At 75.2% G+C, this 16333-nt stretch carries 12 protein-coding genes; 8 read left to right on the forward strand and 4 right to left on the reverse strand.

Features of this window, described 5'->3' with window-relative positions:
• Positions 1 to 387: 387 nt before the first annotated feature.
• The gene (locus HL189_RS05480; protein ID WP_369132698.1) at positions 388 to 1923 is read left to right on the forward strand and encodes an LCP family protein; all 1536 of its coding nucleotides are present in this window, start codon (positions 388 to 390) and stop codon (positions 1921 to 1923) included.
• A gap of 63 nt (positions 1924 to 1986) precedes the next feature.
• Here HL189_RS05480 and HL189_RS05485 read toward each other — a convergent pair whose 3' ends face one another.
• A complete protein-coding gene (locus tag HL189_RS05485; protein ID WP_369132699.1) occupies positions 1987 to 2511 on the reverse strand; it encodes a phosphatase PAP2 family protein in 525 nt (174 codons plus the stop codon).
• Between the two features lie 70 nt (positions 2512 to 2581).
• On the opposite strand from HL189_RS05485, the gene HL189_RS05490 reads away from it, so the two are divergent.
• From HL189_RS05490 to HL189_RS05505, 4 genes are read left to right on the forward strand one after another with little or no spacing between them, the layout of a single operon-like run.
• Entirely contained in the window at positions 2582 to 3370 is a 789-nt protein-coding gene (locus HL189_RS05490) for a TIGR03089 family protein (RefSeq protein WP_369132700.1), read from the forward strand.
• A 49-nt stretch (positions 3371 to 3419) separates the two neighbouring features.
• Positions 3420 to 4226, forward strand: coding sequence for a CoA transferase subunit A (locus HL189_RS05495; RefSeq protein WP_369132701.1), 807 nt, complete (start codon positions 3420 to 3422; stop codon positions 4224 to 4226).
• On the forward strand, positions 4226 to 4894 hold the full coding sequence (locus HL189_RS05500; RefSeq protein WP_369132702.1) for a CoA transferase subunit B: 669 nt from the start codon (positions 4226 to 4228) through the stop codon (positions 4892 to 4894). Before HL189_RS05495 ends, HL189_RS05500 begins: the two co-directional genes overlap by 1 nt.
• Positions 4891 to 5712: a DUF1028 domain-containing protein gene (locus HL189_RS05505; protein WP_369132703.1), complete on the forward strand. Its 822-nt coding sequence runs from the start codon at positions 4891 to 4893 to the stop codon at positions 5710 to 5712. The genes HL189_RS05500 and HL189_RS05505 overlap by 4 nt, the downstream gene beginning before the upstream one ends.
• Before the next feature lie 13 nt (positions 5713 to 5725).
• Here the strand turns inward: HL189_RS05505 and HL189_RS05510 are convergent, their stop codons facing one another.
• The 3 genes from HL189_RS05510 to HL189_RS05520 form a co-directional block, all read right to left on the reverse strand.
• Positions 5726 to 7684 carry a DUF6541 family protein gene (locus tag HL189_RS05510; RefSeq protein WP_369132704.1) on the reverse strand — a complete coding sequence of 653 codons (1959 nt, stop codon included), beginning with the start codon at positions 7682 to 7684 and terminating at the stop codon, positions 5726 to 5728.
• 175 nt (positions 7685 to 7859) lie between these two features.
• Entirely contained in the window at positions 7860 to 8831 is a 972-nt protein-coding gene (locus HL189_RS05515; RefSeq protein WP_369132705.1) for a decaprenyl-phosphate phosphoribosyltransferase, read from the reverse strand.
• Positions 8832 to 8967: 136 nt separating this feature from the next.
• Positions 8968 to 12144, reverse strand: a complete 3177-nt coding sequence (locus HL189_RS05520; RefSeq protein ID WP_369132706.1) for an arabinosyltransferase domain-containing protein — start codon at positions 12142 to 12144, stop codon at positions 8968 to 8970.
• A 63-nt stretch (positions 12145 to 12207) separates the two neighbouring features.
• Between HL189_RS05520 and HL189_RS05525 the strand changes: the two genes are divergently transcribed.
• From HL189_RS05525 to HL189_RS05535, 3 genes are all read left to right on the forward strand, one after another.
• A complete protein-coding gene (locus tag HL189_RS05525; RefSeq protein ID WP_369132707.1) occupies positions 12208 to 13560 on the forward strand; it encodes a lipopolysaccharide biosynthesis protein in 1353 nt (450 codons plus the stop codon).
• Positions 13557 to 14675, forward strand: a complete 1119-nt coding sequence (locus HL189_RS05530; protein WP_369132708.1) for a glycosyltransferase family 4 protein — start codon at positions 13557 to 13559, stop codon at positions 14673 to 14675. The genes HL189_RS05525 and HL189_RS05530 overlap by 4 nt, the downstream gene beginning before the upstream one ends.
• A 74-nt stretch (positions 14676 to 14749) precedes the next feature.
• Complete coding sequence (locus tag HL189_RS05535; protein WP_369132709.1) at positions 14750 to 16324, forward strand: FMN-binding glutamate synthase family protein; 1575 nt, start codon at positions 14750 to 14752, stop codon at positions 16322 to 16324.
• The last annotated feature ends 9 nt before the right edge of the window (positions 16325 to 16333 follow it).

The following is a 16333-nucleotide window of genomic DNA, read 5'->3' on the forward strand; positions in this document are numbered from 1 at the left end:
GCCCGGACATACGGAACGAACCCGACGCCAGCATCCACGGACACGGGGGCCAAATCGACTCAATCGGCAGACATAAGTCGACGAAGTACTGCCTGTTCATCATCTCCAGTTCACAAGTGACACTGCTGTCACTTCGTCACCGTTCGACGACGATTCGACGCTCGATCGTCCACCCGCCGGGGCCGGTCACCGCCCGTCCGGACGGCTGGGGTCAGGAGTGCCGGGTGGGACGCAACGCGTCGGACACGACCGCGGCGGGCCGTCCAACTGCCCGATCGGCACAGCTGCGCGACGTACAGTCACGCCGACCACGCCGCTGGACGACGGGCCACCTGCGACGCACCGACGTCGGCACCCGACGTCGGCTCCCCGACGTGAGGAACCTCCGTGAACAGACCAGACGACGCGCACGACCGGCAGGGCACCTCGCGTGCGCTGCCGCCGCGCCTGGACCCGCGCCTGGGCCGGGGGTCCTCCGCCGCGACGGCGGCCCCTGCCGCGACCGGGTCCGCGGGCGGGCGCCGGCTGGCCTGGACCGGTCGGGCGGTCGCCGCGGTGCTGTCCCTCACCCTGCTGGTCGCCAGCGGCTGGGGCTGGCACCTCGGCCGGGTCGCCGAGGCCGGGGTGAACCGCACCGACGCCATCCCCACGGACGGCAACACGCAGGTCGTGAGCACCGGCGAGGCGATGAACCTGCTCCTGGTGGGCAACGACAGCCGGGCCTCGCTCACCGAGGAGCAGCTCGCCGAGCTGAACGCCGGCGAGGAGTCGGGCACCAACACCGACACGATGATCCTGGTGCACGTCCCCGCCGACGGATCGAAGGCGTCGTTCGTCTCCTTCCCGCGTGACTCCTACGTGCAGATCCCCGGCTACGGCTGGGACAAGCTGAACGCCGCCTACGCGTACGGCAGCCAGGACGTCCCCGACAGCGCCTCGGCGGAGGCCAAGAGCGCCGCGGGAGCGCGGCTGCTGGTGCAGACCGTCAGCCAGCTGACCGGGCTGCGCATCGACCACTACGCCGAAGTGGACCTGCTCGGCTTCTTCGAGCTCAGCAGCGTGGTGGGCGGCGTCGAGGTGAACCTCTGCAACGCCGTGGACGACTCCTTCTACTCCGGCGCGGTCTTCCCGGCCGGGGTGCAGACCATCAGCGGCGCCGACGCGCTGGAGTTCGTCCGCCAGCGGCACGGGCTGCCCCGCGGCGACTTCGACCGGATCATCCGCCAGCAGGTCTTCATCGCCGGCGTCCTGCGCAAGATGCTCTCCGACGACGTCCTGCTCGACCTGGGCAAGCAGCGCGAGCTGGTGCAGGCCGCCGCCCAGTCGCTCACCGTCGACCAGTCGCTGAACCTGCTCCGGCTGGCCCAGCAGATGCAGTCGGTGACCGCCGGCAGCATCGACTTCCAGACGGTGCCCTACGTCGGGGACGACGAGGACGAGCAGGGCCGCTACATCCTCCGGCTCGAGGACGAGGACGCGCTGCACGCCTTCTTCGCCGACCTGTCCGCCGAGGGCGAGAAGGCCGCACCCGCCACCACCGCCGCCCCGGAGGTGGTCGCGCCGGCCGACGTGTCGGTCGAGGTCTTCAACGGCTCGGGCACCCCCGGGCTGGCCGCGGGCGCCGCCACCTCCCTGGAGCAGGCCGGCTTCGTGGTGACCGGCACGGGGAACGCCGACTCCTCGGACTACGACGTGACCGAGATCCGCTACGCGCCCGGCGACGAGGCCCTGGCCACCACCCTCGCGGCCGCGGTCCCCGGCGCGACGACCGCGCCGCTGGAGACCGCGACCAGCGGCACCGTGCAGCTGGTGCTCGGCTCGGACTTCAACGGGATCGGCCAGCCGGTCACCGCTCAGCCCCCGGCGCCCACCACCGAGGGCGAGGACCCGCGCACCGCCGCCGACACCAGCTGCATCAACTGACCGCCGTCCCCGGACCTGATCGGGGAAGAGCCCCCGGACTTGATCGGGGAGAAGCCCGGGGGGTCAGGTCGCGCTGAGCAGGGTGCGGCGGACGGCGACCGCGACCGCCGAGCCGAGCGCGGCACCGGACAGGACGTCGCTCGGGTAGTGCACGCCCAGCAGCACCCGCGAGACGAGCATCGCGCCGAGCGCCGTCCCCATCAGGGGGCCGCCCAGCATCGGCGCGAAGCCGACGGCCGCGGCGGCGGTCGAGCAGCTGTGCGCGCTCGGGAAGGACAGCCGGCTGGGCGTGGCCACCAGCGGCGGGACGTCCTCGAGGTCGGGCCGGACCCGGCGGACGACGCGCTTCACCAGCACGCCGGCGGCGTGGGCGGCGAACACCCCGGCCGTCCCGGCCACCCACTCCGGCCGGCGGCGCCCGCCCGCCCAGCCGGCCGCACCCAGCGCCAGCCAGCCGACCGCGTGCTCACCGAAGTGGGACAGCGCCCGGGCGGCCGGCACGGCCGGGGTCTCCCCCAGCGCGCGCCGGGTGGCCCGCAGCAGCGCGTGGTCGAGGCGGGTCAGCGGGGACCCGGGGGTGGCGGTCATCGACGCGGAACTGTAGCGACGCCTCCGGGCCGCCCGGCCGGCCGCGCCGGGCGGCTGCCAGGCTGGAGCCGTGTCCCACCCCGCCGCCCTGCTCGGGGCCGCGCTGCGCCGCGACGCCGCGAGCCCGCTGATCACGTTCTACGACGACCTCTCCGGTGAGCGCACGGAGCTCTCCGGGACCACGTTGGCCAACTGGGTGGCCAAGACCGCCAACCTGCTGCAGGACGAGTTCGACGTGGGGCCGGGCAGCACCGTCGCGGTCGCGCTGCCGGTCCACTGGCAGACCGCCGCCGTCCTGCTGGGCGTGTGGAGCTGCGGAGCCGCCGTGCTCGACACCGCCGCCGAGGACGACGGCCGGCTCGCCGCCGTCGACGTGGTGCTGGCCGCGCAGGACCGGCTGCCCGCGCTGGAGGAGCAGGACCTGCCCGACCTGATGGGCCTCTCGCTGCACCCGCTGGGCATGGGGATGGCCGGCTACGCGGGCCCGGCGCGGGACTTCGCGCTGGAGGTCCGGGTGCACGGGGACACCTTCACGCCGTGGCAGCCGGTCGACCCGGCCGGCCCGGGGCTGCGGGCCGGCGCCCTCGAGCTGCCGCTGGGCGGCCTGGTGTCCGCGGCCACGGAGCTGGCCGACCGGCTGGGCATCGAGCCCGGCGACCGGGTGCTGGTCGACGAGCGCGCCGCCACCGAGGCCGGGCCGGTCGCCTGGCTGCTGGCACCGCTGGCGGCCGGCGCCTCGATCGTGCTGACGCGCGCGACCGAGCCGGATGCGCTCCTCCGGCGGGCGTCGGCCGAGCGGGTCACCGCTACGCTCGGGTTGACTCTCGACGGGGTGCGCGAGCTGGGCCGCCCCGCGTGACGACCGGCCACCCGGCCAGCCCAGCCTGCGAGAGACGGTGGACACCTGCATGGACAAGGTCGTTGCCAACGCCGCGGAAGCGGTCGCCGACATCCCGGACGGCGCCTCCCTGACCGTCGGCGGGTTCGGGTTGTGCGGTGTGCCGATCGCGCTGATCGACGCCCTGCTGGCGCAGGGCGCCCGCGGGCTCACCACGATCTCCAACAACTGCGGTGTGGACGACCAGGCCCTCGGGGTCCTGCTCTACGCCGGCCGGATCACCCGCACGATCAGCTCCTTCGTCGGCGGCAACAAGGAGCTGGCCCGGCTCTACCTGTCCGGGGAGCTCGAGGTGGAGCTCACCCCGCAGGGCACCCTGGCCGAGCGGCTGCGGGCCGGCGGCATCGGCGTCCCGGCGTTCTACACCCCCACCGGCGTCGGCACGATGGTCGCCGACGGCGGCATCCCGATCCGCTACGACGCCGAGGGCAAGGTGGTGGAGACCAGCCGCCCCAAGGAGGTCCGCGAGTTCGACGGCCGGCAGTACGTGCTGGAGACCGCGCTGACCGCGGACTACGGCCTGGTCCGCGCCGCGCGCGGGGACCGGCACGGCAACCTGGTCTTCCGCGAGTCGGCGCGGAACTTCAACCCGCTGGTCGGCATGGCCGCGCGGACCACCATCGCCGAGGTCGAGGAGCTCGTCGAGCCCGGTGAGATCACCCCCGAGGACGTCCACCTGCCCGGCGTGTTCGTGCACCGCGTCGTCGTCGTGGGCCCCGAGGGCAAGAAGATCGAGAAGCGGACCACCCGTCCGCGCGCCGAGGCCGCCGCCGCCCCGGCTGCCGCGGGCGACGAGGCGACGGAGGCGACGGCCTGATGGCACTCACCCGGAACGAGCTCGCGGCCCGCGTGGCCCTGGAGCTGATCGACGGCCAGTACGTCAACCTGGGCATCGGGATGCCCACGCTGGTGCCCAACTACGTCCCCGACGACGTGCACGTGGTGCTGCACAGCGAGAACGGCATCCTCGGCGTGGGCCCCTACCCCTTCGAGGGCGAGGAGGACCCGGACCTGATCAACGCCGGCAAGGAGACCGTGACGGTCCTGCCGGGGGCGAGCTACTTCGACTCCTCGCTGTCCTTCGGCATGATCCGCGGCGGCCACCTGGACCTCGCGATCCTCGGGGCGATGCAGGTCAACGCCCGCGGTGACCTGGCCAACTGGCTGATCCCCGGCAAGATGGTCAACGGCATGGGCGGGGCGATGGACCTCGTCGGTGGCGCCAAGCGGGTGATCGTGATGATGGAGCACGTCGCCCGCGACGGCTCGGCCAAGATCGTCGAGGAGTGCACCCTGCCGCTCACCGGCAAGGCGTGCGTGGACCAGGTCATCACCGACCTGGCCGTCATCGACGTCACGCCCGACGGCCTGGTGCTGCGCGAGGTCGCGCCCGGCGTCTCGGTCGACGAGGTCGTCAGCAAGACCGGTGCTCCGCTGCAGGTGCCCGCCGACGTCCCGGAGATGCGCCTGCCGGCGGCTGCGTGACGTTCTCGGTCATCGCCCGGGACGCCGGGACCGGCGACCTGGGCATCGCGGTCAGCTCCTGCATCCTCGCCGTCGGCCGGGCGGTGCCCAACGTCCGGCCCGGCGTCGGGGTCGTCGCGGTGCAGGCCCGCAGCCGGCGCGGGCTGGGCGGGTCACTGCTGGCCGGGCTGGCCGAGGGCACCTCCCCGGAGGACCTCGTCCGGCGGGCCGCGCACGCCGCCGAGGACGTCGACCGGCAGATCGCCGTCCTGGACGCCGCCGGCCGGGTGGCCGCCGACACCGGGCGCGGGTCGCTGCCGGCCAGCGGCCACGTGCTCGGCGACGGGTTCAGCGTGCAGGGCAACATGCTCGGCTCGGCCGAGGTGCTGCCCGCGATGTCGCAGGCGTTCACCGCCACCGGCGGCACGCTCGCCGACCGGCTGCTCGCCGCCCTGACCGCCGGCCAGGACGCCGGCGGCGACCTGCGCGGCCGCCAGTCGGCGGCGCTGCAGGTGGTCAGCGGCAGCCCCGCCACCGACGAGGACGACGGCGTCCGGATCGACCTGCGGGTCGACGACTCCGGCGACCCGGTCGCCCAGCTCCGCATGCTGCGGAACCTGCAGCGCGCCTACGACGAGCGCGACTACGAGACCCTCGCCGTCTTCGCCCCCGAGGGGGCCCGCGACCTCTACGCCGCGCTGGCCGCGTCCCGCCGGGGTGACCGGGAGGCCGCCCGCAGGGCGCTGGAGGCGGTCCGCACGCGACCCGGGTGGGCGACGTGGCTGGCCTCGATGGCCGGGGACTCGCGGCTCTCGGCCGTCTCCCGGCTGCTGGGCTGAGCCCTGCGCCGGGTCACCGCAGCGCGCAGCTCGCGTCGTCCCGGATCTCCTCCAGCGGCACCAGGTCGATCTCGTAGACCGTCGCGCCGTCCCGCTCGTAGACCGGGCGCAGCGACTCGACGTCGGACAGGTCGTGGAACCCCTCGTTGGGGCTCGGCGCCCCGAGGACCGTGGACACCGAGGAGTAGACGTAGCGGACCCCGAGCGCCTCGACCGCCGCGCGCACGTCCTCGTCGGAGTCCAGGCAGTTGAGGCCGTCGACGAGCAGCTGCCGGGACTCCGGCAGCGGCGGGCTGACCGGGTCGGTCAGCGCGGCGGCGAACACCGGGCGGACGCCGACCAGCGGCCACATCCACGGCGACCCGTCGTTCGGGTCGTTGAGCACCGGCTCCCCGTCGGTGACCTCCGCCAGGTAGTCGAACGCGGCGACGTCGGCCGGCCCGACGGACCCGCCGCCCTCCGGGACGTAGGCCAGCCGGAGGCGCTCGACGTTGTCCGGCACGTAGAAGCCCTTGCTCAGCACCCCCACGACCAGCACCACCAGCGCGAGGGCGCCGACGGCGACGACACCGCGGGGCGCCGCGGCCCGGTCCCGCCCGCGGGCGGCGACCCGGCCCAGCAGGCCGGCGAGCAGGTCCCCGATCCGGACGACCCCGACCGCGGCGAACACCGCCAGGAACAGGAACACCAGCGCCGCGAAGCGGAAGCGGTCGTTCCACCAGGGGCCGGTCAGCACCGAGACGAGCGTCCCCTCGTACGCCGCCGCCAGCACGCACAGCCCGGTGAAGAGCACGGTCCCGCCGTACCACCAGCGGAGCGCGGGGACCCGCCAGCCGACGGCCAGCCCGAGCAGCGCCGGGACCGCCAGCCACACCTGCGGGTATTCGGTGCCGTAGTTGTAGAGCAGCAGCTCGCCGACGGCCTGGCCGGGTGACTGGGCCACCGGCCAGTCGACGATCGTCCCGCCGCCCGAGGAGACGATGGCCTTGCCGATGAGCGGCAGGGCGACCACCGCGGCCAGCACCGCCGCGCAGCCGAGGACCAGCACCTCCCGGGCGAGGTCCGCCGGCCGGGACACCCAGCGGGAGACGAGCAGGAAGACCCCGGCCAGGACGGCGGCCATGGCCGCGCTCGGGTGGACCAGCGCCAGCCCGGCGGCGGCCAGGCCCAGCAGCACGACGCCGGCGCCCGACCGCTCGCGCAGGCAGGAGTGGAGCAGGAACAGGAACGCCGGGATGAGCGCGACGCCGAACGCGAAGACCCAGATCGGCCCGTGCCAGATCGGGTCCATCGGGTACCCCGTGGTCGCCGAGAGGACCACCGGCGCGACGGCGGCCTCCCGGACCAGGCCCAGGGCCCGGAGCAGCGCCACCAGCCCGACCCCGGCGATCAGCGGGATGCACGCCATCAGCGCGTTGATGCTGGTGACGGTGTCGCCGTGGAGCTGGGCGACGAGCGAGGCCATCGCGTGCAGCGCGTCCGGGTAGACCGAGGTGCCCAGCGGGTAGCCGTTCAGCAGGCTGGCGACCGATGGGCTGGCGTTGCCCGTGCTGGTGATCGCCTCCACGGCGTTGACGTGGAAGAGCGCGTCGAACCCCTGGTTGGGCACCCGGAAGCTCCCGGTGCCGCGCACGACCACCAGGAAGCCGACGGCGCCGCCGATCGCGACGCCGCCCAGGGTCAGCACCGACCACAGCCGGGCGTGCTCCGGCGCGGGAGGCCGGTCCCGGTCCGGGTCCGCCGGCCCGCGGCGCCGGGCGGACCAGGCCCCGAGCAGCGCCACCAGGACGAGCAGCCCGGCGGTCACCCCGCCGGCCGTGAGCGGCGTCCAGCGCAGGCCGGCTGCGGACGACACCACGATCGCGAGCACGACCAGCGCGGCGGTGAGCAGCGGGGCCACCCCGAGGCCCGCCCATCCCCTGATCCGGAGCGCGAGGGCCAGCAGGAGCCCGGGTGCGAAGACCAGCAGCACCGCGACGGTGAGGGTCAGGAGCGCGTACAGGTGGTGCCGCCGTCCAGAGAGTCGGTTCCGCGGTGTCGCGGACGGGTCACCTTCAGACTAGGACAGGGGCCGGGCCGGACCGCCGGGGACGACGGACGCCGGCGGCGCACCGACCCCACGGCCCCCACGCACCCCAACCGGCGCGTCAGCGGGTGAGGACACCGGCCACGACGAGCCCCACCCAGAGCACGCCCAGCCCCAGCAGCACCCGGTCCCCGAGGACGACGTCCTCCGGCGCGCCGGCCTGGCCCCGGTCGACGTCGACCGCGTAGCGCAGCAGGCCGAGGACGAAGGGGGCGATGGAGGCGGTCTCCCAGGGGAAGCCGTCGTGCGACGCGCGCAGCTCGAACGCCCACAGGCTGTACGCGGTGCAGGCCACCGCGGCCGACAGGCTCCAGACGAACCGCAGGTAGCTCGGCGAGTACTCGGCCAGCGACTTGCGGGTCTGGGCCCCGTCGCCCACGGCGACCAGTTCGCCGTACCGCTTCCCGGCCACCATGAACAGCGCGCCGAACGCGGCCACCAGGAGGAACCACTGGGAGAGCTGGATGCCCGCGGCCGCGCCCCCGGCCACCCCGCGGAGCAGGAAGCCGGAGGCGACCACCGCGAGGTCGATGACCGGCTGGTCCTTGAGGAAGTACGAGTACGCCAGCGAGATCACCACGTAGGCGCCGAGGACACCGGCGAGCTGCGGGCGGCTGAGCAGGGCGGCGGCGGCCAGGACGCCGACCAGCAGCAGCACGCCGACGACCACGGCCACGGGCACCGGCACGAGACCGGCGGCCACCGGGCGCCAGCGTTTGCGGGGGTGCCGGCGGTCCTCGGCGACGTCGTGGACGTCGTTGAGCAGGTAGATGCCGCTGGCGGCGAGGCAGAACAGCACGAAGGCCAGCGCCGTGGGCAGCAGCACGGCCGGGTCGAGGAGGGTGCCTGCGGCGAGGGGCGCGGCGAGGACGAGCACGTTCTTCAGCCACTGCCGGGGCCGCATCGTCCGGACGACGCCGCCCGCGATGACGGCCGGCGACCGCTGCGGCTGCTGCTCCGCCACGCCGGACCCCGGCCGCGGCGGGTGCTCGCCGTCCTGGTGCACCGGCGACCGCGCCGCCTCCGATGTCACCGATCGTCCTCCTCAGACCTCGCGTCCACCGACGCGCGGCGGCCCGGGGCGCCGCTGCGCCCCGGGCCACGGTAGCGCCCACCCGGGCGGAGGGGACCCCGCCGGCGGCGCGGCACCGCCCGCCGGGGTCGCCCGCTCACCGGGCGGGGCGGTTCCCCCAGCCCGGCGGCGGCGCCCAGCCGCGGGTGGTCGTCGTCTCCGGGGTGAGCTCGTACCGGCCCTCCGGGTACGGGTACTCGAACAGGTACACGCCGACGTCCTGCACCTGCGGCGCCCCCGGCAGCCGGGTCGGGAGCGCGGTCACCGACGCCTCGCGCGGGACCGGGGCGTAGAGCCCGCCCCGGTCGACCAGCCAGGTCGCGTCGCCGAGCTGCGCCCCCATCGAGCCGCCGTACAGGATGCCGTCCTGCACGGGCTCGGTGATGCCGTACTGCACCCGGGGCTGCTGCTGGCAGGGGAACAGCAGGGCGATCTGCCATGCCACGGCCACCGGCTGGTCGCCGCCGAGGTGGGACTCGACGGACACCCACTCGCGGAGCATGGGCTCGGAGAAGGCGAGCCAGCCGCCGACGTCGGTGGTCGAGTCGACGGCCACCAGCCGGACGGCGTCGGCCCCGGCCTCCCCCGACACCTCGGGATCCAGGGTCGCGGTCCGCCAGTACGGGGTGCTCTGCTCGTCGCCGAGCTCCTCCGAGGCGACCACCTGGACCCCGCCGGGGGTCGTCCGGCCGTACTCGGCCACCAGCGCGTTGCCCGCGCCGAGGTTCCCGGCCGCGGTGAGCGCCACCGCCTCCCGACCGGGGTCCAGCTCGGGCAGGGAGTACCAGCCGGTGACGGCGGTCCCGGTCACCCCGTTGAACGCCGGCGGCAGGAGGCTGCCCCAGATCCGGCCCGCCGAGCCGGCCGGGGGCACCGGCGCGTACCAGCCGGCCCCCTCGGTGAAGACGCCGACGTCGCCGGCGGACTGCTCGTCGAGCGGCCGGCCCTCGTCGGTGAGCACCTCGAAGGCCCCGGACGCGTGGCAGTTCCGGGCCAGCGGGTCCTGCAGCGTGTCGCCCCACGGCGTCCACGACTCCTGCTCGGCCAGCGCCGCGTACGCGAAGGTGCCCACCAGGTAGGTGCCGCCCACGGCGAGGGCGACGGTCAGCACGACGGGCAGCGACCGGGTCACCGCGACCGGCCAGGCGGAGCCGCCCCCGCGGCGGCGCGCGCGCCACCACAGCACCGCGGCGACCACGACCAGGCCGGCCAGCCAGGGCAGCGGGCTCTCCAGCGGGACGCCGAGCGAGGGCGGGACGTTGGCCTGGGGCACGCCGAGCATCCAGGACGACGGCCAGGCGTTCGGCCCGGCGAACGACAGCGCGACGGTGAGCACCACCGCCAGGGCGGCGAACAGCACGGTCGGCACCGGCAGGGACCCGCGGGCGTGCACCTGGCGGCTGGCCCGGACCAGCCCGCAGAGGAACAGGGTCACGAACACCGACCCCACGCCGACCAGGCTGCCGAAGTGGAAGGACCACTTGCTCGGGGTCAGCCAGAGGAGCAGCAGGCTCAGGCCGAGGCTGACCGCCGACAGGTGCAGCAGCGCGGGCAGCGGGCGACCGCGCCCGCGCAGGGCCGCGGCCAGCACCAGCCAGCCCACCAGCGCCACGATCGCGATGAGCACCGGCAGCCGCTTGGCGTAGGCGCCCATGAAGTCCTGGCCCAGCAGCATGGTGTAGCGGGCGTACTCGCGGGTCCAGTCCTCCTGCGGCTGGGCCGCGAGGAAGATCTCCTGGCCGCGGATGAAGTCCCGCAGCGTGCCGTCCCCGAACGCCAGCACGCTGGCGACCGCGCCGGGGGCCACGATCGCGACGACCCGGCCGAGGGTGGCCGGCAGCCGACCGGTCCGCACCAGCCGGGCCATCGACGGCAGCCCGGCCACCAGCGGCGCGAGCGTGACGAAGCCGGTCGGGTGGCAGACGAAACCGACCGCGGCGACGAGGACGGCGACCCCGCACCAGAACAAGCTCCGCCGGCGGACCGCCGTCACCACCGCCAGCAGCGTGCCGGCGCCGGCCAGCGCGACCACTGCTTCCGGGCGGATGCCCATGTCGTAGGGCATCCACCAGACCAGGAAGACCAGAGCGAGCAGCGCGTGCCCGCCCAGGCGCGTCCACTGCCCGCGCCACGGGGCGACCGCGACCAGGCGGGCGGCCAGCACGTAGGTGCCCAGGCCGGCCAGCAGGGCCGGCACCCGCAGCGCCGCCGGGGCGTCCCCCGCCACCTGCTGCCACCAGCCGAGCAGCCGGTAGAACCAGGTGAACGGGGTGAAGCTCTGGTTGAGCAGCTGGAAGTAGTTGCCCACGTAGCCCTCGAGCGGGGCGTTGCGGGCCATGGCGGCGTAGTAGCCGTCGTCCCCGGTCATCGGCGTCAGGAGCGTCCAGAGCAGCAGCACCGCCACGACGACCAGGTCGACCCCCCGGCGCAGCCAGAAGGCCGCGCCCCAGCCGCGCCGTCGCCGGGACCGCGTGCCCGCCCGCCGCAGCCACACCAGCGCGAGGACCGCACCGCCGAGGCAGACCGCGACGAGGCCGACCTTCAGCCCCGTGGGGCTGGTGGCGAACTGGTCGTCGACGCCGATGCGCACGCTCAGCTCCTCGCCGTCCGCCGCGGACAGCGACCCGAGCGAGGTGGCCAGCACGTCGATCCCGGGCAGCGCGGTGGCCCGCGCCCGGCCGACCACCTCGCCGTCCCGGCTGACCTCCAGGCCGCTGCCGTCGCCGTGCAGCGCGTAGGTGCACGCACCGGCCGGCACCGGCTCCTCCAGCAGCACCCGGTCCATCGACTCGATCCGCAGCACGCCCCCGCCGGCGGTGATCAGCAGGCCCTCGGTGCCGGCGACGGCCGCCCCGGGGCGGATCGTGGAGAGCACGACGCCGTCCGGGGTCCCGGCCGCGGCCCGCAGCGCGCCGCAGCTCACCTCGACGTCGAGGGTCACCGGCTCCTGGGACGTGAGCATCAGCATGGTGGAGGCCGGCTGCCCGGGGACCTCCGGCCAGGTGACCACCGGGGTGCTCATCTCCACCGGCGCGAGCGGCAGCAGCACCGCGGCGACGACCGCGAGGAAGGCGACCAGCGGGCCCCACCAGGAGGCCGTCCGGCCGCGCGCGGAGGGCTCGTCCCGGGGAGCTCCCGCGGGCGACGGCGGGGTGTCCGGGACCGCCTCCTCGGCCGTTCCCGTCCGCGCCGCTCCGCCGCCGGCCACCGGTCCTCTCTGGTCGTCGTCGCGTCCCGGGTGCCCGGTGGACACGGGGGTCGCCTCGTGCTGCACGGGGAAGAGTCTGACGTGGCGGTCTTCCGCGCCCCCGCCCAACACCCCGACTACGGTCCCCTGGTGGTCATCCGGCGTCCGCGCGCGCACCGGTCGCCGCCGGTCGCGGACCGGCCCGACCCGAGCTCCACGCGTGGCGTCACCGTGGGCTTCTCCTGGGTAGCGGTCTGCATCGTCGTCTCCGGCGTCCTCACCTACGGCTACCAGGCCCTGGTCGCCCGCGCGGTGCCGGTGGCCGACTACGGCTGGTTCGGCTCGTACTGGTCCCTGGCCCTCGTCATCGGCTTCGGCGCCTTCCTGCCGGTGGAGCTGGAGCTGGCGCGCCTGCTGCAGCAGCGGCCGGCCGGCGCGCGGCTGCCGGCCGGCACGCTGCGGACGGTCCTCGGGCTGACCGGGCTGAGCGCGGGCTGCCTGCTGCTGGCCGGTCCGCGCCTGGTGGGGGCGCTCGGCGACGACGCGGCCTTCCTGCTGGCCCTGCTGTGCATCTGCGTCATCTCCGCCGGCCAGTTCCTGGTCAGGGGGCTGCTGCTGGGGACGGGCCGGCTGGGCACGCACGGCACCGTGCTGCTCGCCGACTCCGGTCTCCGGGTCGTCCTCGCCCTGGTCCTGATCCGCACCGCGCCGGACGCCGACGGCGGCAGCTACGCCTGGACGCTGGTCGCCGCGATGGGCCTGGCCCACCTGCCCCTGCTCGGCTGGCTGCTGCTCCGCCGGGGCCCCGCCCCGCGCGGCCCCGGCGAGCCCGGCGCCGGCCCGTTCGTCCGGGCCGTCGGCCACCTGCTGGTCGGGTCGCTGTGCGCCCAGGCGCTGCTGAACGCCGCTCCGGTGCTGATCACCGCGCTGGCCGCGCCCGGTGAGGAGGTGCGGGCCGCGCAGTTCGTGGCGTCCTTCACCCTGGTCCGGCTGCCGCTGTTCGTCGCCGTGCCGCTGCAGAGCGCGATGATCCCGGTCCTCGTGCGGCTGCAGGCCGGGGAGGACGGCGGGCGGCTGGCCGGGCTGCTGCGCCGCGGGCTCGCCGCCGTCGTCCTGCTGGGGGGAGCCGCGGCCGCGGTCGGTCTCTGGCTGGGCCCCTGGGTGGTCCGGCTGGTCTTCGGGGACGCCTACGCCCTGCCCGGCGGCGAGATCGCCGTCCTGGCGGCCGGCAGCGTGCTGCACCTCGGGCTGCTCGTCGCCGGCCAGGCGCTCGTGGCCGCCGGCCGGCACCGGGCCGTGGCGGCGGTCTGGGTCACCGGGCTGCTCGCCGCCTGCCTCTGCCTGCTGCTCGTCCCCGACCTCGTGCTGCGGGCCGCCCTGGCCTTCACCGCAGGATCGGGGGTGGCCCTCGCCTGCGCCGCCGTCGCCCTCCTGCGCCACCACGCGCCCCGTGCGGAGGACGTCGCCCGGGCTCCCGCCGCCGGACCGGAAGGACGCTCATGACCACCGACGCCGACCTGCTGATCGCGCTGAACTACTACGCGCCGTACGTCAGCGGGCTCACCAACGTCGCCCGCGACGTCGCCGTCGGCCTGGCCGAGCGCGGCCACCGGGTGAAGGTGGTGACCAGCCGGCACGACCCGTCGCTGCCGGCGTCCGAGACGCTGGACGGCGTCGAGGTCGAGCGGACCCCCGTCGTCGCCCGGCTGGGCAAGGGCGTGATCAGCCCCGCCCTGGTGACCCGCACCGTCCGGGCCAGCCGGCGGGCCCGGCTGACCAACCTGCACCTGCCGATGCCGGAGGCGGGTGTCATCGCCGGCCGCTGCGCCTCCCCCGTGGCGCTGACCTACCACTGCGACGTGAGCCTGCCCCCGGGGGCGGTGAACGCCGTGCAGCGGACCGTCGTGGACGCGTCGAGCCGGCGGGCGATGCGGCACGCGCAGACCGTCGTCGTCACCAGTGACGACTACGCGCGGCACAGCCGCCTCTGGCCGTCGATGGCCGGCCGGACGGTCGCGATCCCGCCGCCGTGCCACGAGCGCCCGGCCGGGATCCCCCGGTTCCGCGACGGCGCCGGGCTGCACGTGGGCTTCCTGGGCCGGATCGTCGAGGAGAAGGGGCTGCAGTACCTGGTGCGCGGCTTCCAGGCGCTGGACGACCCGGACAGCCGGCTGGTGATCGGTGGGGACTTCGCGAAGGTGGCCGGCGGCTCGGTGGTGGACGAGATCCGCCGCCTGGTGGACGGCGACCCGCGGATCCGGCTGCTGGGCTTCCTGCCCGACGAGCAGCTGGCCGACCTCTACGCCTCCCTCGACGTGTTCGCGCTGCCCTCGGTCAACGCGTTCGAGGCGTTCGGCATCGTGCAGGTCGAGGCGATGATGGCCGGAGTCCCCGCGCTGGCCAGCGACCTGCCGGGGGTGCGGGTGCCGGTGCGGGAGACCGGCTTCGGCCGGATCGTGACGCCGCGGGACGTCGACGGCATCGCCGCCGGGCTGCGCGAGCTGGCCGCGGCGGACCTGGACCGGCGCGCCGGTGCGCAGCGGGCGCGGGAGCGGTTCGCCCTGGGCACCGTCCTGGACGCCTACGAGCGGCTGCTCACGGCGGCACCTCCCCGCTGACCCCAGGGGCAGAAATGGCCACTCCCGCCCTCCGGACCGGGCCGACGGGCCGGTGCCGGGGCCATAGTCGTCCCATGAGCTGGGTCACACGCGCCGCCGCCGCCGGACTCTCCGCCCTCGCCGGGGTCGCCGCCCGCGACCTCCTGCAGCGCGAGCACACCTTGTTGCGCAACTTCCCGGTGGTCGGGCACGCCCGCTACCTGATCGAGGCCATCGGCCCGGAGCTGCGCCAGTACCTCGTCGCCGGCAACAACGAGGAGCGGCCGTTCACCCGGGACCAGCGGCGCTGGGTCTACGCCTCGGCGAAGAAGGAGAACAACTACTTCGGCTTCGGCACCGACAACGACCTCGAGTACACCGCTGGGTACCCCGTGATCAACCACCGCACCTTCGGCCGGGCGGTGCCGACCACGCACGTCGCGGCCGGCCACGAGACGCCGCTGCCCAGCGCCAAGGTGCTCGGCGGTGCCCGCGGCCGCGCGCAGGCGTTCCGCCCGAACTCGGTGGTCAACATCTCGGCGATGAGCTTCGGCTCGCTGTCCGGCCGCGCCGTCGAGGCGCTCAACCGCGCGGCCGCGGTGGCGGGCTGCCTGCACAACACCGGCGAGGGCGGCATCTCGGTGCACCACCGGCACGGCGGTGAGCTGGTCTACCAGATCGGCACCGCGTACTTCGGCTGCCGGGACGAGCACGGCCGCTTCGAGCTGGGCCGGCTCAAGGACCTCGTCGCGTCGGCGCCGGTGCGGGCCCTGGAGATCAAGCTCAGCCAGGGCGCCAAGCCCGGGCTCGGCGGCGTCCTGCCGGCGGCCAAGGTCTCCGCCGAGATCGCCGCGGCCCGCGGGGTCCCCGAGGGCGTCGACTGCATCAGCCCGTCCCGGCACGCCGAGTTCTCCGATCCGGACAGCCTGCTCGACTGGGTCGAGCTGCTGGCCACCGAGACCGGGCTGCCGGTCGGCATCAAGTCCGCGGTGGGCGACATGGGCTTCTGGCACGAGCTCACCGAGCTGATGGCGACCACCGGCCGGGGCGTGGACTTCGTGACCATCGACGGCGGGGAGGGCGGCACCGGTGCCGCGCCGCTGATCTTCACCGACTCGGTGTCCCTGCCGTTCCAGCTGGGCTTCGCGCGGGTCTACTCGACCTTCGCCCGGGCCGCGCTGCAGGAGCAGGTGACGTTCATCGGCGGGGGCAAGCTCGGCCTGCCCGACAACGCCGTCGTCGCCTTCGCGCTCGGCTGCGACATGGTCAACGTCGCCCGCGAGGCGATGCTGGCGATCGGCTGCATCCAGGCGCAGAAGTGCCACACCGACACCTGCCCGACCGGGGTGGCGACGCAGAACGCCTGGCTGGCGCACGGCCTGGACCCCGCGCTGAAGTCCGTGCGCGCGGCGACCTACATCTCGACGCTGCGCCGCGACCTGCTCAAGGTGGCGGAGGCGTGCGGCGTGGAGCACCCCGGGCTGATCGACACGTCGGCCGTCGAGGTGCTGACCGGGCGGACCGCCGCCCGCCCCCTCTCCGAGGTCTACGACTACGAGCCGGGCTGGGGGCTGCCGTCGGCGGCCGACCAGGCCGAGATCGTGCGGATCATGACGGCGGAGGCACCCCAGGGCGGCAGCGCCCCGCCCTCACCCACCGCCGTCGGCTGAGGACGCCGC

This window comes from Modestobacter sp. I12A-02662, assembly GCF_041028325.1.
Lineage (GTDB): Bacteria > Actinomycetota > Actinomycetes > Mycobacteriales > Geodermatophilaceae > Modestobacter.

Excerpts from the sequence above, each read along its gene's own strand:
- HL189_RS05535 (WP_369132709.1), top strand. The coding sequence starts at position 14,750 with ATGAGCTGGGTCACACGCGCCGCCGCCGCCGGACTCTCCGCCCTCGCC.
- HL189_RS05495 (WP_369132701.1), top strand. The coding sequence starts at position 3,420 with ATGGACAAGGTCGTTGCCAACGCCGCGGAAGCGGTCGCCGACATCCCG.
- HL189_RS05530 (WP_369132708.1), top strand. The coding sequence starts at position 13,557 with ATGACCACCGACGCCGACCTGCTGATCGCGCTGAACTACTACGCGCCG.
- HL189_RS05500 (WP_369132702.1), top strand. The coding sequence starts at position 4,226 with ATGGCACTCACCCGGAACGAGCTCGCGGCCCGCGTGGCCCTGGAGCTG.
- HL189_RS05485 (WP_369132699.1), bottom strand. The coding sequence starts at position 2,511 with ATGACCGCCACCCCCGGGTCCCCGCTGACCCGCCTCGACCACGCGCTG.